Source organism: Fastidiosibacter lacustris (assembly GCF_003428155.1).
In the GTDB taxonomy this organism is placed as follows: Bacteria; Pseudomonadota; Gammaproteobacteria; order Francisellales; family Francisellaceae; genus Caedibacter; species Caedibacter lacustris.
Map to the genome: position 1 here is coordinate 34,359 of NZ_QLIR01000013.1, position 15,558 is coordinate 49,916.

The following is a 15,558-nucleotide window of genomic DNA, read 5'->3' on the forward strand; positions in this document are numbered from 1 at the left end:
CTCTTTGCCTTGATCTTTGGACTATGCCACACTACTTGCCTGAGCTTGCCCATGAGGAGCGGCATAGACAGACAGTTTTTACTGCATGATTTTCTGGTGGATAGGTTGCTACGTGGCCTGATATTTAAGTTGAGAAAAAAATACACTTTAGAAGATTTAAGTCAACAGTCAGATATATTGGCTTTTTTAAAACAACAAGAAAGCTCTAGGCGTAGTAATGGTGGTTTTGCACGTGTTCACATTCCAAATGCAAATTTAGGTGAAACAGGAGCAGAAGATTACCCGCGTTGTGGTACTGCGTTTGATTGGCTAGAAAGTCAATTTAAAAAAGAATCTCTGTTAAGTTTTGTTAATATACATAAGTTTAATGCAAACGCAATGACAGATACCGTTATTAAGATGCAGCAAAGTGTTCAAGATGTCTATAGTCACTTTTTTAACATGTCGGCAAGCTCACAAAATATCATGATGCAGAACTTGGCAATCAATGCCATGCGTGATGGTTGGGATAATGTCAAGATAAGTCGTAATCCTGCCGCGGCATCATTAAATTATGCAAAAACACAAAGTGAAATGTCTCGTACAGCTTCGTGGATTTCAGTCGGTGTTATGGCACAAGAGTATGTGCCTATGTTGCATACTATTTTAATGTTGATTGTTTGTTGTGCTTTCATTCCTGTGGTGTATATGTGCTTCTTTCCAGGGTTTTTCTTTAAACTCATTGGTAAATATATTGGTAGCTTCATTTGGTTAGGCACATGGCCTTTGTTTTTTGTTTTCATTAATTTCATTATGACAACAATCATGGCTGTACATTTAGCGGTGCAAGAAGGTGGCTTAGGTGGATTAACCTTATCGACCATTGATGGCGCAAGTGCATTGGCATGGCGATATACGGCATTGACTGGCTGGATGCTGATGTTTGTGCCATATTTATCAAGGATGCTGATTATGGGTGCAGGCGCTACGATGATGGGTGTTGCGACAAGTATGACTTCACAGTTGTCTACTGATGCTGAAAAAGGTGCAAGAGGATTAAGTGAGGGGAGTTTTGATTTAGCTAATACGACGGTTGCGCAACATCAAATGAATAATGTAACAGGTCATCAAACGATGCTACAACCGACAACGACTTATGGCGGTGAGCGTGAATCGTTAATGGCAGGAGGATCAAGAATGCAAACTGCTAACGGCATCACTTACAATAATGCTGGTGTTGTTGATCAACAGCCTTTTGATTTTAGAAGTGGGCAAACAGTGTCTACGGGCTTGTCGCAAACACAAGCAATGTATGAGAAGCTCGGTCAATCTGATGCCAAAGCATTTAATGAATCCTATCAAGCCGGTATTTCGGATATTAGCCAGCAAAATGTATCAAAAGCCTTAAAAGATCATATTGGTTCAACTAATAGTAGTGTATCAAGTGTACAGTTAGCTAAGGCGCTGTCGACAATGACGGATACTCATAATCGGTTTAGTCAGGATCAGATTAATAGTGCTATGGAAGGTTGGAGTAACGAACTGGGTGGGGAGGCTAAATTAGGTACTGGAGAGCTTTTTAAGTTTTTTTCTTTAAATGGTTACAAAAGGGCAGGATGGAACTCGAGTGGTTCAGATACCATCAATAATTCTGTCGGTTTAACTTTAGATCAAGCAAAAGCTTATCGTGAAGCACAAGACGTTGTCATGAGTGGAAGTAAAACTGATTTTGCCACGCTTGATAAAGTGATTGGCTTAGACAATGGTCAATCCCTACAAGCTAACTTTAACAAAGCAAAGGCTTATAGTGAATCTGCGCAACGCAACTTTGAGTTAGCAACACAAGCAGGTGAAGCGGCAAACTATGCCAAAAACAACGACTTTGGTTTTAGTCAAAATAAAATGCCTGATTTCAATAGCTATATTCACAATAATTATAAAGATCAGGCAACATCTTGGTTGGGTGATATAAGTAAGCAGAATGATCCACTGTTTAAGCAAGCACAAGCTGACTTTGTACAAGCCAATAGTGATGTTTATTTAGATTGGTACAAACAAAACGCTGAAAGCATTAATGCAAGAGGACAGACAAGCATTGATGGTTTATCGCATGATGTAGATCAAGGTAAAAATTTGGTACACCAATCTCGTGCCGATAATGATCAGACAGTCAAAAAAGGGCATACCATTATCCAAGCTGAACTTGAGCAAGGCATACATGAGCGAAGAGGAGAAACAATGCAATCAACAATGAGTAATTATGAGCGGTTACATCAAGCTACCTTAGCGGAAATGCGTAAGCTAGGATTAACGACTAACCAATCACTAGTGATTGATCAGCCTAAGAATCCATTTGATCTTGACCGACCAGATATGATTAAAATTGATCAAGTAAACAAACAAATCAATACTCAATCAGGAGGACTGCAAAATGACAAGGAATCGCTATCTAAAAATGTGCAAGCAAAAATAGATAAAGGTATTTCAATTATTCCAGATAGAGATGATGGTGCTTATGATATACAAAAACTTAATAATAATTCTGCTATTGAGAATAGTAAACTTGGAAAAGAGGCGTGGAATAATCTTTTCAAAAAATAGAGAGAACTCTATCTAAAGTGTTTCATCATGAATTGTTTTATAACTGGGAAACTTGCTTTATAGGCGCAAAACCAAAAAGAAGCAATACATATAAAAAAGGTAATACCTGTTGTTATAAAAGCTGTTTTTGCTTCTTCAAAACTTATTGTATGTATATTTGTTATAAAGTTGAAAACATGTAAAAAGATTGAAACTACTGCAATAGCAATAGCAATCACGGCAAAAATCGCATACTTCTTCTGCTCAGGCGTGATTTCTATTTTATCGTCTTCTGACTTCACCATTTTCACGGCAATGGGTTCTTGATTGTTTGATTTTTCAGTTTTGAAAATATCGATCATTTCCTTAGCCATTTCCTTAGCCAATTCAGGGTGAGTTTCAGCGATTTTTAATAGTCTTTCTTTTTGCTTATCATTCATAGCATTGTCCTTGTTTTTATTAACTTTTGCTCTTTGAGCAACCTAACATAAAATGGGGTAAAATACAATCATTGGCAATGATTAGCTAACCAAAAATTTCACTGTGCGACCCAAGCCTTGCGAGTTTTAAAATATCATCACCTTCTTTACGATAAACTAAAAGCAAATCAGGTTTTAAATGGCATTCTCGATAACCCTGCCAATTGCCGATTAGATCATGGTCGAGCAATTTAGGTTCAAGCGGGAGATCATTAGCCAGATAATTTAGAATCATGGGCAATATTTGACTGAGTTGAGTCCGATACTTGCCTTTTGACTCACGCTTGTAGTCTTTTTTGAATGTATTTGCTCGTTCAATCGTCCGCATTCAGATCATCCATTAATGCGTCAATGGATTGAAACTTTTTGCCTTTTCCAGACTCTAGTTCATTAATGGCATCAAGTGTTTTTTTATTTGGCAGTTTAATTTCAAAGGGCAATCGATGTTCATCCGCAACCCTGAGCATAAGTAAGCGAATAGCATCAGAAATAGACAGTCCCATTGCTTGCAATGCTTCGGCTGCTCTTTCTTTAGTATTCATGTCAATTCTTGCCCGTACATAGGTATTGTTTGTACTCATTACCGTCTCCAATGTGTACTTGTCTTTTAATTGTAGTCCATTTGTGACTACAAAGCAAATTTTCAACCAACCAATAAGGAAAAAAACATGAAAGAAAAGGGAAAAATCCTAAAATTATCAATAACTGCATCAATGGCAGCATCATTGTTAGCGCTTTCAGTCAAGACTAATTAATATAAGAAGTACATAAAGTAAATATCCAAAACCTTGCTTTGTGTTGCCTAGGTTTTAACTTATGAGATTGTTATAGCAAATCAAGAAAAATAAAGTAATGCTTCAGTTAGTATTGTATACTTTTTGCTTCTTGTACAAAGTCTATTGAATTGACATCATTATAACATATCTATATATCTAGTCATATGGATAAATTAAACGTCATAAGCGCCCTATTTGGCACTAAACCTCTGAAAATCAAACCGGACTAGGTGAAATGAATATTATAAACCTTCTGATAAAACTGCCAGAATTACGAATAATTGTTAATAAATAAGGAAAAACTATGCTTCAAATACTTTATGCACCACCAATACTCAGCATTTTGCTGCTAACTGCCTCAAATATATTTATGACTTTCGCATGGTACGGGCATCTTAAGTTTAAGACTGCACCATTATTTATAGTAATTTTGATAAGTTGGGGGATAGCGTTTTTTGAGTATTGCCTACAGGTTCCTGCCAATAGGATCGGGCATGGTCATTTTTCCGCCGTTGAACTGAAAACAATTCAGGAAGTAATTACATTACTTGTTTTTATGGCGTTTTCAGTTTTGTATTTGGGCGAGAATATACACTGGAACCATCTTGCAGGGTTTGCATTCATTGCGCTTGGCGCTTTCTTTATCTTTCATAAATGGGTGTGATGATGAAAAAGTCCCCCACAATGGGTAATGAATAAGAAATTAAGAACATATAAATATTTATGCTTTCATAATAGATTAGCATTACTATCGAGCTTTGTTAAGCCACGATTCTCCATGCACTTTTATCGGTAAGTAAAACTCTAAGTAGTTTATTATTTAAAGCATGGCTAGATTTATAACAGTTAAAGTAACCGATAATATGACCGCCAACATAAAAATCACCAATTGCATCTAAGAGTTTATGTTTAACGAATTCATCAGGATAACGAAGTCCTTCTGGATTGGCGATGCCGTCTTTCGTAATGCCAACTGCATTGTCAAGGGATGCTCCTTTGGCAAGGTTATTGGTATGCAAATACTCCAGTTGGTCGACAAAACCAAAAGTTCTTGCACGTGAAATACGTTCAATATAATCTTGTTGTTCTCCAGAGAATTCCACAACACAAGGTGTATTGGCAATAACAGGATGATCCCATTGAATTTCAAACCGATAATGAGTTGACTCTGTAGGTAATACTTCTGCAAATTTATCAGCTTCTTGGACTCGTACGGGTTTTAGCACTTTTATAGATTTACGTGCTTTGCTTTGTGCTTTTACTCCAACTTTTTTTAAGGCTTTAACGAATTCAATACTGCTGCCATCCATAACTGGAAGCTCAGGAGCATCAATTTCCACAATAATATTATCAACTCTAAATATACATAATGTCGACATTAAGTGCTCTATGGTTGAAATGCTGACATTTTTGTCATCTGGAGAAGCCAATAAAGTGCACATAATCGCTTCAGTAATATTAAAAGGCGTGATTTTAATCTCTTTGGCTGGGGTAAAATCGACACGTTTAAATATAATACCCATATCTGTGTCTGCAGGCAGTAAACGCATATTCACTTTTGTCCCTGAATGAATACCAATACCAGAAAGCATGATCACATCAGAAATTGTGTGTTGATACATATTTATGTCCATTTGCTATAACATGAAGCCATTATTGCTTATCCACCTATACTCAGCAACTCTAAGAAAGCATTAATATTGAATAAATTGATCGTCACTTTACTATAACTACGAAACCAAAGACTATAAAATAACTTGTAGTGGCTATAAAGTAAGGTGCTGCATTGTACTGAAATTCTTTACATGCTAGGGAATGAGAATTAGCATATACTATTTGTAGGTTTTATATTGAAAGTATAATAATGAACATCAGACCTCAATACCATTTTAGGCGATCAAAAGAAGGTAGGCTTTTGATTTGGGATGTTCGTAAGCTTATTACTCAAGCACAATCCCTTGATAAAAGGCTTGTGAAAATATCAGACCTCACAGAGGTGGATGAATGTTATTGGTATGAACCAGGCGGCGATCAACCAACGTGTAGAAGTGTTACAGAGCATGCAAAAATCATCCAAGAATCTGACCTAAATTACCCAATTATTTTGTGCCAACAGGGCAAGATAATGGATGGTATGCACAGAGTATGTAAAGCAATGATACTGGGGCATAAGATGATTTATGCCGTGCAGTTTAAATATTATATCGATCCTGATTATATCGATCTGGACCCCAAAGACCTAAATTATGATTAATGTATATATTGTTGATATAAACAAATTTGATTATGAAAAAACGAATCGTCTGCTTCCAAAAGCTATCAGGTATCAAGCAGAAAATTTTAAGCTAGAAAAGAAACGCAAGGAATATCTGGCATCTCAATGGCTAAGATACCATGTATTAAGTGAATACTTAGCATGCGATTGGAAATTACTGCAATTTAGTTATACCCAAAAGGGTCGTCCTTATCTTAGCGATTACCCAGAGCTTGACTTTAATATCAGCCATAGCAAACACTACGTGGTGATGGCACTTACAAAAGGGCAGCGTGTTGGGATAGATATTCAAACAATGAAAGAAAAGATAGATGTACTGAGTATTGCTAAACATTATTTCAGTGACTGTGAATATCAATGGCTTTGTCAATTAAACGAAGATCAACAACTTCAACGTTTCTATTGGTTATGGACGTATAAGGAAGCAAGCTTAAAACTTACAGGTGACGGTATTGCCAATGGGTTAAGTGAGTTTAAGTTTACGATGGGTAATAAAGAAGAGAAGCCTTTAGAGTTATTGCCTGAAGTAACAAAAAAACTTTTTTATTATTCAATGAAACTTGATCATGATACTTTGCTGTGTATCGCATATGAACAAAGTGCCGCAAAGTACACTATTTTGAGGCTTTGAAGAGTTATCGACGAATACTTGCCCCAATTGATTCTAAACGTTTTTGAAGGCTAGGATGGGTGGAAAACATATCATCCACATTGCCTGTGGAAAATTTAGCACTGGCTGGATCATAAAGATAAGACGCACGACGCATGCGCTCATTTGCATTATGCGCGTAGCTTTGTGCGCTTTGTGGCTCACTGTGATTTTGACTAATTTTAATCAACGCATTGGCCATTGGTTTATTATCGCGCATAAGCTCCACAGCTCCGGCATCAGCCATATATTCTCTTGTCCGACTTAAAAACAATGTCATAAGACTAGTAATAATCGGTAAGACAAATCGTAATAGCATGAGTAACATAAAGATAACCGTCATAATATTGCCACTATTGTTGTTATCGCGACGGTTGCGGTTCCCACCAAATAAAGTGGAATAAAATAAGAATTCAACCATAAACATCAACATGTTCGACAATACAATAGAGAACAAATTCAATTTGATGTCTTGGTTGCGAATGTGTGTTAATTCATGTGCCATCACCGCTTGTAGTTCATCACGAGTTAAGCGATTAGCCAAAGCTCGAGTAACTGCTACCATTGAGGATTTTTCTGAAAAACCCGACGCAAATGCGTTCATGTAATTTGCTTCAATCAAATAGACTCTCGGCATATACGACATGTTAGCTGCAATTTTCATCTCTTCGGTAACATTATAAATGCGTTGGCATAAGGGATCAGGATCGTTTGGATATATTTCTTTATATTGAGTGCCAGCGAGCATGATTTTGTCGTAATAGCTAAATGTTGCCATAAGCCAAACAAAAGCAATTACCGTTGAAATGATAGTTGCCCACGGTGTAAGCTTTAAACTTACAATCAAATAAGCAATATCACTTAAATCAACCATATGCCCGCTATAAGTTATGAGGCTGCTATATTGAACATAACGCCAAATTAGATCAATTAAAAAGCCCAACGCAAAAAAAATAATCAAAAAAAACGTGATGACGATATAAGATTTACGAGTATTCTTTTTGACGACCTCACGCCAATCAACGCTGTTGATATCAAGTGCAGCCATGCTTTTACAACTCAACTCGACTGTCTTCTAATACTTGACGTTTATCGTCACTGACCTGCCAATAAATAAAGTTTTCATCAAGCTTATTTTTAAACATGTTGACAACAATGCTGGCAATCATTGATTTTTTATGTGCATTGTATTTTTCAATACTGTCGTTAAAGGCTTGTTTTGAGAAGGCAAGCTTATTTTCAGTAGAGGTAATTTCCTCTTGCAATTGCATTACGTTTTGGTTTGCCTTTAAGTCTGGGTAGTTTTCAAATTGAACGTTTAGGCTACCAGCAATTCTTGAGATTTCATTTTCGGCAGCCATTCGAGTTTGAATATCGCCTTGTGCTTTAGCTTGATTAGATTGATTACGAAGTGCAGTAACATCTTTTAACGTTGTTTGCTCATAATTCATGTATTTTCTGACAACGTTGATGAGCGAGTCAAACACTTTGCCACGGCGATCAAGTTGGACATCGATTTGGCGTTCAGAGTTTTTCACTGCTTCAATTTCGGCGATGAGGCTGTTATAAGTCATTAAAACATAACCAAATATAACGGCTAAGATGACAATGATAATGATCATGGCAACCATGATGTAAGCTCCTATAAAAATATGATTGTTGTATATACCGATTCTAAACCTTTTACAACTTTTATGCTAAATCAGAAAAGGTGTAAAGTGTTTCATAATAGGGATGAATTATTCCCAAACAATCATAATTTGCCATTTATGCTGCTGGCATTCAAGCATAATGTGTTTCATAATGTGCTCTATTTTAGAAATAAGCTATTTGAGATATTACTATGCTTAATTCCATTGTGATAGAGCCTCAGAGTTCAGTAACTCATGTTGTGATTTGGTTACATGGTTTGGGGGCAGACGGGCATGATTTTGAGGCTGTTGTGCCAGAATTGAATTTGCCAACCTCTACCAATATTCGCTTTATTTTTCCACATGCCCCTGTTTTACCTATTACGATCAATATGGGTATGCAGATGCGTGCATGGTATGATATTAAGCAGATAGATGATATCAAACGAGACGTTGATATAAAAGGAATAGAAACGTCGTTGGTGCGTATTGAGTCAATTGTTAAGGAACAAATCGATCAAGGCATAACCGTAGAAAATATCATGTTGGCGGGCTTCTCACAAGGAGGAGTCATTGCTGCACTTGTGGCTTTAACCTCACCTTATTGTTTTACTGGTGTGATACTTTTGTCCACTTACTTACCAGATTGGGACTATTTTAAAACCAAAATTATAAAGAAAAATCAGAAAATGCCTTTCTTCATTGGTCATGGTGTGCAAGATCCGATTGTGCCATTTGCTGCGGGTGAGCTTGTAAATACAATATTAACAGAAGGAGGTTTTACCACGAATTTTCACCGCTATCAAATGGAGCATAGTGTTTGTTTACAGGAGATTAATGACATCAGTGAATTTATCAAGAAACGGTTTAGGTTAATAAATGGTAGCGCGTACTAAAATTACCATTGCCTCACGTGATAGTCAACTTGCAATTTGGCAGACACATTACGTAAAAGACCTGCTGAAAAAGGCGTATCCACACTTGGTATGTGACATTGTCACAATGAAAACCCAAGGCGATAAGATACTGGATCGACCGTTAAATGAGATAGGTGGTAAAGCCCTTTTTATGAAAGAGTTGGAAATTGCGATTGAACAAGGTAAGGCAGATATTGCTGTTCACTCTTTAAAAGATGTGCCATATGAGTTACCTAAAGGTTTTGCTTTAGGTGCATTCTGTGGACGTGAGAATCCGCAAGATGCTTTAGTATCAAATCACTATCAGCACTTGGACGCACTTCCACAAAAAGCAGTTGTTGGAACATCGAGTTTACGTCGTAAGGCACAACTGTTAGCATATCGTCCTGATTTAGATATTCGTGATTTGCGTGGCAATGTCCAAACTCGACTTAGGAAACTGGATGAAGGTCACTATGATGCAATTGTTTTAGCCGCAGCAGGGCTGATTCGCTTAGGCTTAGATGATCGAGTAAAACAGCTTATTCCAGTAGATACCTTGCTACCAGCAGTCGGTCAAGGAATTTTGGTCGTTGAGTATTTGCAACAAGATGACGAACTAAAAACACTTTTAACTGCAATTAATCATCAACCCAGTCAAATAATGGCCGAAGCAGAACGTAGCTTTAATATGCGTTTACAAGGTGGTTGCCATGTACCAATTGCAGCATTTTGTCAGTTATTAGATACAACAAGACTGAAATTAATGGCAATGGTGGCTAACAGTGGTGGTACAAGAGTCTTAAAACATTGCATAATAGGCCACGATCCTATAGCGCTTGGTATTGAATTGGCAGAGAAAATGATTGAATTGGGCGCTAAAAAAATATTGCTTAGTGATTGATTTAATTTTAAATCTAGATACTATTTGGTCAAATTTATTTGTCATTTTAAGAATATCAACTTTTCGATGAAACGTAAGAAGCTAAAAAAACTTTCTTGAAAAGGACGCCTTAAATAGTTGGTATAAGGCTTGGTAACTAAGATTGGGAAACTACCTGCTAAAATGCACGCAAGACAACCAGTTAATAGCCTATCATCGACAAGGGCAAGCTCACGAGGTTTGCAGTTTACCAGTTGTTGAATTTTAATAAGACCATCAGGATAGGGTTTTTTTGCAACATCATTGATAAAACGGATATTCGGGAAATTATTTGCAAAATATTCTGCTCGTTCAAGAGTTGGTTTATTTGAGAGGATAAAGACGTTTTTTTGACTATATTTTTGGGATAAAACTTTTAACCAATCAAAAATATGTTCATCTGGCAAAGGTTGTCCATGCGGAGCAAGAACGCCATCAAAATCAAGAGCTATATATTTAATGCCAAGCACTTTGAGCTTATTTGGGTTAAGTTGAGTCACTTGATCGATTTGGTGTTTATTCTGGCAAATGGCTTTTATTTTCTTTCGTTGTGAGATACTGTTTTTGATTGTAAAACTAAATCTTCCCATTATCATCATCCATTTGTTGTATGCGTAATGCTTTGTGTTTCCTGAATGGTAAGTGCCTTTTTATACAGTGCATTTTTCTTACCAGCAGTGAGCTCAACTGCAATCGCAACTGCCTTTTTAATTGGCAATTCCGCTAATAGTAGATGAAGCAACTTATCCTCATCAATTGTTGTTTGTGCTGTTTCAATAACACTTTGTCCTTCTATCAGTACCACAAATTCTCCTTTTACCAAATATGGGTCGGTTTGAAACTGTTGTAATATCTCGTGTGCCTTGCCACTTGAAAAGCGTTCAAATTGTTTGGTAAGCTCTTTTGCAATTACAATATTGTGCATAGGTAACACTGCCGCAATATCCTCTAGCGTTCCAACAATACGATGCGTGGACTCATAAAAAACGGTTGTGATTGTTGTCTGCTGTAGTGTTTTTAAGACACTTTTACGAGTACTACTTTTGGCAGGTAAAAAACCTTTGAATTGAAAACTATCTGTTGCTAAGCCTGCTACACAAAGAGCGGTGATTAATGCACTTACACCTGGAATAGGCGTGACTTTATAGCCACAAGCCTTGAGCTCTTTTATCAGGGTAAACCCAGGATCACTAATAAGAGGCGTGCCAGCATCACTTACAAGCAAGGTGATTTTGCCTAAATCCAAGTAGTGCATGAGTTGTTCTATACGCTTACTTTCATTATGCTCATGACAGGAAATTAAGGTCGGTGGCGTAATCCCATATTGCTCAAGTAGCTTTCGTGTCACACGTGTATCTTCAGCAAAGATGACTTCTGCTGCTTTGAGCGTTTCCAATGCACGCAAAGTAATATCTTGTAAGTTACCAATTGGTGTGGCAACGACGTAAAGTACACCGCATTCAATTTGATTTTTCATATTAAATGCTCAATTAATTTAGCAATGTCACCAGCACCTTGCACCAGTATAACATCATTTTCTGTTATGAGTTGGTCAAGCTTAACTTTTGCTTCCTCAATGCTTTCAACGTAAAAGCATTGTTTATGCTTCTTGCAAAGGGCATTAAATAAATCATGCGCTCCAGCACCTTCAATAGTAGCTTCACTTGCCGCATAGGTGCTCATCAAGATAACAATATCTGCTGTAGCTAAGCAGTCAATAAAATCATCAAATAAATCACGAGTACGAGTGTAGCGATGTGGTTGATATACATGAACTAATCGTCTGTTAGGAAAACGTTTCTCAATAGCTTCAAGTGTGCTATTAATCTCAACTGGATGATGTCCATAATCATCAATAATATCGACTTGTTTATGGTTTAAAGTGTGTTCATAATGGTCAAAACGACGATAGATGCCTGTAAAACTTGTAAGTGCTTTTTTTATGATTCCAAGGCTAATATTAAGCTTTAAGCATAGAGCAATCGCTGCAAGTGCATTTTCAACATTGTGTTTCCCTGGAAGTCGTAAACGAAAATCTTGAATCAATTGACCTTGATAACAGATATCAAAAATGGTTTGTTGGTTAAGTTGCCGATAATTTAAAGCATAAATATCCATGTTTGGATTAAAGCCATAATGGCGCACTTGCGGCTTTATAAATGAGATTTTGTTGATTAGACGCTTAGCATTTTCAGTATCGCTACCTATAAGGATCTCACCACTTATGGTGTCACGTGTCGCAAATTGTGCAAAGCTATTGATGAGTTCATCTATTTTATGATCATAGGTTTGCATGTGATCTAAATCAACATTACTGATAATCAAATGTTTGACATTGAGTTTAAGAAATGAAGCATCACTCTCATCTGCTTCTATGGTTACAAAGGGTGAATTGCTAGCGTACGCATGATATTTAAGATTATGAGCAATACCACCAATAAGATAACTTGGATTTAATTCAGCTTCCGACATAATATGAGCAATTAAACTCGTGATTGTTGTTTTACCATGTGTTCCAGTGATAGCGATAATTTCTGAGTAGTTCTTTATTAGAAACGCTAAAAATTCAGCACGATGATAAACTTTCATCCCTTTGGCAATTGCCTGTTGATATTCGGGATTATCTTTTGTCATTGCAGATGTATAAATAACTGCATCTGCATGAATAAGGTGATCAGCGTGATGCTCGATATGAATTTTTGCCCCTAATTGAATGAGCTTTTCTGTAATCTCTGAGGACTGAACATCTGAACCAGATACGCTATAACCTTTTTGTAAGCAAAAAATTGCCAAAGCCGACATACCAATGCCGCCAATGCCAATGAAATGGTAATGTGGTTTTATATGGGAGGTATTTATAATATTCATGATCGTAGTCAATATTTAAAATTGACGACTATCTTAATATAAGTTTGATTAAAAAGATTGGGGAGATTTGGCGTTTATGATTGAATCTTGTTTTGATAGCGTTGTGCAAATAACACTGGTAGTAAAAAGCTAAAGATAAAGCCAGGACCAATATCTAATATCCAAGAGTTAACTAAACAACCAACCGCAAAAGCAATAATAAATATGCGAGTGTTATTTCGCATCATAATTGGTAAATCTTTAGCGTAGTAAAATGCTGCTATTAACAACCAAACAAAAAGGGCTAATGCCCAAATGCCAGATTGTATTGCAAAGTATATATATTGATTATGTGGGTTATTAATGACTTGATAGTATTTTTTATCTTCTTGTGAGATTTCAGAATTAATAAAGTGCATACTACATTGAGTTTGTTCGCCTGTTCCACATCCATAGAAAATACGCTGAGGTTTATGTTCAAAAATACCCAAGGCAGTGTGGTAAAAACCTAGACGGATTCCTGCTGATGTTTCAGTCTCAGTTCCATTGTAATAGTTGATTGTGCTGTTATAAGCTTCAGTAACACGCATTTTGAAGCTAGGTGAGAAATGGTAAAAAGCGATAAAAATACTAGGGACAATAACAATAGCAGCAAGTACTCCTTTCCAGCGAAACTTCATTAAAAAACCTATAGCAAGAACTGAGAATTCAATTAAATATCCAGTTCGACTTGTGTTAAGTCCAAGCTCCGCACAAATAATAATAACGCCAAGAATTATAAAAAAGATACGTTTCTTTTTATTTTGACAGGTCAAAGCCATTGAAAATAGCATAAAGGCGGCAACAGCAAAAATAAATCCTGTGACAAAGTGTGATTGTGCAGCAGGGAACGTGGCTCCACTAAAAACAATCGCATTTTCAGGATTTAAAAAGTAATAGTTTATAAAGATAGCAACGACATTAAAAACAACACCGATAAAAAATGCTAATAGCAACTTATTGATTATCTGAGGGTTCTTATAACAAACATAAGCCACTACCCAAACAATCAGTAATTTATAGAACTTCCCAACCCATGTTAACGCTTCAGTAAAAGGGATACTGGAATAAAAGCAGCTTATAAAGGCAAGCAAAATAAAAGTAAGTGAAGGCCAAATATAAAAACGTTTAATGAGTTTTAATTTTGAATTATAATCGCCACTTAAACTAAATGTAAGCAATAAAGCTACTGCAAATACACTGGTTAAAGCCGTGGATATGGAGATTGATATACCTAAAAAAAAGACCAAGGTAAAGTAAATTTTATCCGTTAGATTAGTGCGTGTAATCGTGTTACTATTAACTCGCAAGATTTATTCCTTGTTTGGCATAAAAACATAGGGGATTATATACTTAGAAAGCGTTATAATTACAGCCAAAACTCACACAAATTTAATTTAGTATATGTTTTCTATTATCATCACAAGCTTTAACAGATTAGATTTGCTTAAACGTTCACTACATAGCGCATTACAACAAACATATAATGAACCATATGAAATTATTATTGTTGATGATGCGTCAAATGAAGCATATGAGGATTATATTTAGTGCTTGATAGATAGGAGAATTCACTATATCCGCTATTTAACTAACCAAGGTGTTTCTGCAGCAAGAAATACTGGTATAAAAGCTGCTAAAGGTGAGTATATTGCCTTTTTGGACGATGATGAATTACGTTCTTCGTATCTTAGCGAATGTGATTTGTATTTGCAAAAACATAGAAATCTTGATTTTTTATGGTGTGGAAAACAAAATAAACTCTATAAAGATGGTAATTTGTATAAGATAGAGCAGTTTATTTATAAGTTACCCGAGAAACTTGGGTAATACGACGTCCCAATGCTTAATTATTGGTCGAATAACTTGGGGTTTATGGTTAAAAAAAGCTTATTTGAGCAGATTGGCTACTAGATATAGAGATGACTATAGCAGAAGATATTGACCTTTTACTTAGAATGCTCGGCGTTGGGGCTCAATATGCTCCAATAGAGAAAATTTTGATAGATGTATATATTGACACATCAATAGTGAGCTTGAGTAGGCAGTTTAGTGCCACAAAGGGAGTATTTAGTTATCAAAAGATACTCACTAAAAACGCATCTTTTCTGAGGGAGAGTCGTCTTGCGTGGGAGCATTATGCTAAGTCACTTTTGTTTGCTTATTATCGGTTAAAGAATAAAAGTGCTGCGCGAACATTGTTTTGGCAAATGCTGTGTAGAAATCCTAGTATGCTTAAGTTAATACCACGTGTTTTGTGCTACGAGTTAAAGTGATGACAGTAAATTTTTATAATGTATGATCCTAAGTTTTAACACCAGTGAACAAGGAGATAAGTTTTTATAAATAAATTTTAATTGTATTAGTCTAGATATAATCTGACATTCATCTTGACTTAGATGAGGTTGCCTGTTTTGATAAACGTGAAACAAAATAAATCAAAAACAGGAGCAACCTCATGTTGGATACTAATAATAAATTCATC

17 protein-coding genes and 1 pseudogene are annotated in these 15,558 nt (G+C 36.2%); 8 read left to right on the forward strand and 10 right to left on the reverse strand.

The window, feature by feature from the left end; all coding sequences use genetic code 11:
• The first annotated feature begins 129 nt into the window (after positions 1-129).
• Positions 130-2,580, forward strand: coding sequence for a conjugal transfer protein TraG N-terminal domain-containing protein (locus tag DNJ77_RS07050; RefSeq protein ID WP_157966637.1), 2,451 nt, complete (start codon positions 130-132; stop codon positions 2,578-2,580).
• 8 nt (positions 2,581-2,588) lie between these two features.
• Here the strand turns inward: DNJ77_RS07050 and DNJ77_RS07055 are convergent, their stop codons facing one another.
• From DNJ77_RS07055 to DNJ77_RS07065, 3 genes are all read right to left on the reverse strand, one after another.
• Positions 2,589-2,999 carry a hypothetical protein gene (locus DNJ77_RS07055; protein WP_116964292.1) on the reverse strand — a complete coding sequence of 137 codons (411 nt, stop codon included), beginning with the start codon at positions 2,997-2,999 and terminating at the stop codon, positions 2,589-2,591.
• Between the two features lie 85 nt (positions 3,000-3,084).
• Positions 3,085-3,366, reverse strand: a complete 282-nt coding sequence (locus tag DNJ77_RS07060) for a type II toxin-antitoxin system YafQ family toxin (RefSeq protein ID WP_116964293.1) — start codon at positions 3,364-3,366, stop codon at positions 3,085-3,087.
• Positions 3,353-3,619: a type II toxin-antitoxin system RelB/DinJ family antitoxin gene (locus DNJ77_RS07065; protein ID WP_116964294.1), complete on the reverse strand. Its 267-nt coding sequence runs from the start codon at positions 3,617-3,619 to the stop codon at positions 3,353-3,355. The genes DNJ77_RS07060 and DNJ77_RS07065 overlap by 14 nt, the downstream gene beginning before the upstream one ends.
• 499 nt (positions 3,620-4,118) lie before the next feature.
• Here DNJ77_RS07065 and DNJ77_RS07070 point away from each other — a divergent pair, with 499 nt between their 5' ends.
• Positions 4,119-4,478, forward strand: coding sequence for a DMT family protein (locus tag DNJ77_RS07070; protein WP_116964295.1), 360 nt, complete (start codon positions 4,119-4,121; stop codon positions 4,476-4,478).
• Positions 4,479-4,575: 97 nt separating this feature from the next.
• On the opposite strand, the gene lpxC is transcribed toward DNJ77_RS07070, so the two are convergent.
• Positions 4,576-5,436, reverse strand: coding sequence for a UDP-3-O-acyl-N-acetylglucosamine deacetylase (gene lpxC, locus DNJ77_RS07075; protein WP_116964296.1), 861 nt, complete (start codon positions 5,434-5,436; stop codon positions 4,576-4,578).
• A 242-nt stretch (positions 5,437-5,678) separates the two neighbouring features.
• On the opposite strand from lpxC, the gene DNJ77_RS07080 reads away from it, so the two are divergent.
• Positions 5,679-6,068 (forward strand): hypothetical protein, encoded by a 390-nt coding sequence (locus tag DNJ77_RS07080; RefSeq protein ID WP_204723376.1) that lies wholly within the window; start codon positions 5,679-5,681, stop codon positions 6,066-6,068.
• Positions 6,061-6,720, forward strand: a complete 660-nt coding sequence (locus DNJ77_RS07085; RefSeq protein ID WP_116964297.1) for a 4'-phosphopantetheinyl transferase family protein — start codon at positions 6,061-6,063, stop codon at positions 6,718-6,720. Before DNJ77_RS07080 ends, DNJ77_RS07085 begins: the two co-directional genes overlap by 8 nt.
• 4 nt (positions 6,721-6,724) lie before the next feature.
• Here the strand turns inward: DNJ77_RS07085 and htpX are convergent, their stop codons facing one another.
• Positions 6,725-7,786, reverse strand: a complete 1,062-nt coding sequence (gene htpX / locus DNJ77_RS07090) for a zinc metalloprotease HtpX (protein WP_116964298.1) — start codon at positions 7,784-7,786, stop codon at positions 6,725-6,727.
• A gap of 4 nt (positions 7,787-7,790) precedes the next feature.
• The gene (locus DNJ77_RS07095) at positions 7,791-8,369 is read right to left on the reverse strand and encodes a LemA family protein (protein WP_116964299.1); all 579 of its coding nucleotides are present in this window, start codon (positions 8,367-8,369) and stop codon (positions 7,791-7,793) included.
• Positions 8,370-8,581: 212 nt separating this feature from the next.
• Here DNJ77_RS07095 and DNJ77_RS07100 point away from each other — a divergent pair, with 212 nt between their 5' ends.
• Together DNJ77_RS07100 and hemC are read left to right on the forward strand one after the other, a co-directional pair.
• Positions 8,582-9,265: an alpha/beta hydrolase gene (locus tag DNJ77_RS07100; RefSeq protein WP_116964300.1), complete on the forward strand. Its 684-nt coding sequence runs from the start codon at positions 8,582-8,584 to the stop codon at positions 9,263-9,265.
• Positions 9,249-10,169, forward strand: a complete 921-nt coding sequence (gene hemC / locus DNJ77_RS07105) for a hydroxymethylbilane synthase (protein WP_116964301.1) — start codon at positions 9,249-9,251, stop codon at positions 10,167-10,169. The genes DNJ77_RS07100 and hemC overlap by 17 nt, the downstream gene beginning before the upstream one ends.
• Positions 10,170-10,210: 41 nt before the next feature.
• On the opposite strand, the gene DNJ77_RS07110 is transcribed toward hemC, so the two are convergent.
• The 4 genes from DNJ77_RS07110 to DNJ77_RS07125 all read right to left on the reverse strand — a co-directional run bounded on the left by DNJ77_RS07110 (position 10,211) and on the right by DNJ77_RS07125 (position 14,383).
• On the reverse strand, positions 10,211-10,777 hold the full coding sequence (locus DNJ77_RS07110; RefSeq protein ID WP_116964302.1) for a YqeG family HAD IIIA-type phosphatase: 567 nt from the start codon (positions 10,775-10,777) through the stop codon (positions 10,211-10,213).
• Positions 10,778-10,782: 5 nt separating this feature from the next.
• Positions 10,783-11,664, reverse strand: coding sequence for a 16S rRNA (cytidine(1402)-2'-O)-methyltransferase (rsmI, locus tag DNJ77_RS07115; protein ID WP_116964303.1), 882 nt, complete (start codon positions 11,662-11,664; stop codon positions 10,783-10,785).
• Entirely contained in the window at positions 11,661-13,055 is a 1,395-nt protein-coding gene (gene murC, locus DNJ77_RS07120; RefSeq protein WP_116964304.1) for a UDP-N-acetylmuramate--L-alanine ligase, read from the reverse strand. Before murC ends, rsmI begins: the two co-directional genes overlap by 4 nt.
• Before the next feature lie 74 nt (positions 13,056-13,129).
• Positions 13,130-14,383 (reverse strand): O-antigen ligase family protein, encoded by a 1,254-nt coding sequence (locus DNJ77_RS07125; RefSeq protein ID WP_116964305.1) that lies wholly within the window; start codon positions 14,381-14,383, stop codon positions 13,130-13,132.
• A gap of 94 nt (positions 14,384-14,477) precedes the next feature.
• Here DNJ77_RS07125 and DNJ77_RS10105 point away from each other — a divergent pair.
• Both DNJ77_RS10105 and DNJ77_RS07140 read left to right on the forward strand, forming a co-directional pair.
• Positions 14,478-14,903: pseudogene (locus tag DNJ77_RS10105) on the forward strand (glycosyltransferase family 2 protein).
• 92 nt (positions 14,904-14,995) lie between these two features.
• Positions 14,996-15,349, forward strand: a complete 354-nt coding sequence (locus DNJ77_RS07140; RefSeq protein WP_116964308.1) for a hypothetical protein — start codon at positions 14,996-14,998, stop codon at positions 15,347-15,349.
• Positions 15,350-15,558: the final 209 nt, after the last annotated feature.

Excerpts from the sequence above, each read along its gene's own strand:
- DNJ77_RS07055 (WP_116964292.1), bottom strand. The coding sequence starts at position 2,999 with ATGAATGATAAGCAAAAAGAAAGACTATTAAAAATCGCTGAAACTCAC.
- DNJ77_RS07060 (WP_116964293.1), bottom strand. The coding sequence starts at position 3,366 with ATGCGGACGATTGAACGAGCAAATACATTCAAAAAAGACTACAAGCGT.
- DNJ77_RS07065 (WP_116964294.1), bottom strand. The coding sequence starts at position 3,619 with ATGAGTACAAACAATACCTATGTACGGGCAAGAATTGACATGAATACT.
- DNJ77_RS07070 (WP_116964295.1), top strand. The coding sequence starts at position 4,119 with ATGCTTCAAATACTTTATGCACCACCAATACTCAGCATTTTGCTGCTA.
- lpxC (WP_116964296.1), bottom strand. The coding sequence starts at position 5,436 with ATGTATCAACACACAATTTCTGATGTGATCATGCTTTCTGGTATTGGT.
- DNJ77_RS07080 (WP_204723376.1), top strand. The coding sequence starts at position 5,679 with ATGAACATCAGACCTCAATACCATTTTAGGCGATCAAAAGAAGGTAGG.
- DNJ77_RS07085 (WP_116964297.1), top strand. The coding sequence starts at position 6,061 with ATGATTAATGTATATATTGTTGATATAAACAAATTTGATTATGAAAAA.
- htpX (WP_116964298.1), bottom strand. The coding sequence starts at position 7,786 with ATGGCTGCACTTGATATCAACAGCGTTGATTGGCGTGAGGTCGTCAAA.
- DNJ77_RS07095 (WP_116964299.1), bottom strand. The coding sequence starts at position 8,369 with ATGGTTGCCATGATCATTATCATTGTCATCTTAGCCGTTATATTTGGT.
- DNJ77_RS07100 (WP_116964300.1), top strand. The coding sequence starts at position 8,582 with ATGCTTAATTCCATTGTGATAGAGCCTCAGAGTTCAGTAACTCATGTT.
- hemC (WP_116964301.1), top strand. The coding sequence starts at position 9,249 with ATGGTAGCGCGTACTAAAATTACCATTGCCTCACGTGATAGTCAACTT.
- DNJ77_RS07110 (WP_116964302.1), bottom strand. The coding sequence starts at position 10,777 with ATGGGAAGATTTAGTTTTACAATCAAAAACAGTATCTCACAACGAAAG.
- rsmI (WP_116964303.1), bottom strand. The coding sequence starts at position 11,664 with ATGAAAAATCAAATTGAATGCGGTGTACTTTACGTCGTTGCCACACCA.
- murC (WP_116964304.1), bottom strand. The coding sequence starts at position 13,055 with ATGAATATTATAAATACCTCCCATATAAAACCACATTACCATTTCATT.
- DNJ77_RS07140 (WP_116964308.1), top strand. The coding sequence starts at position 14,996 with ATGACTATAGCAGAAGATATTGACCTTTTACTTAGAATGCTCGGCGTT.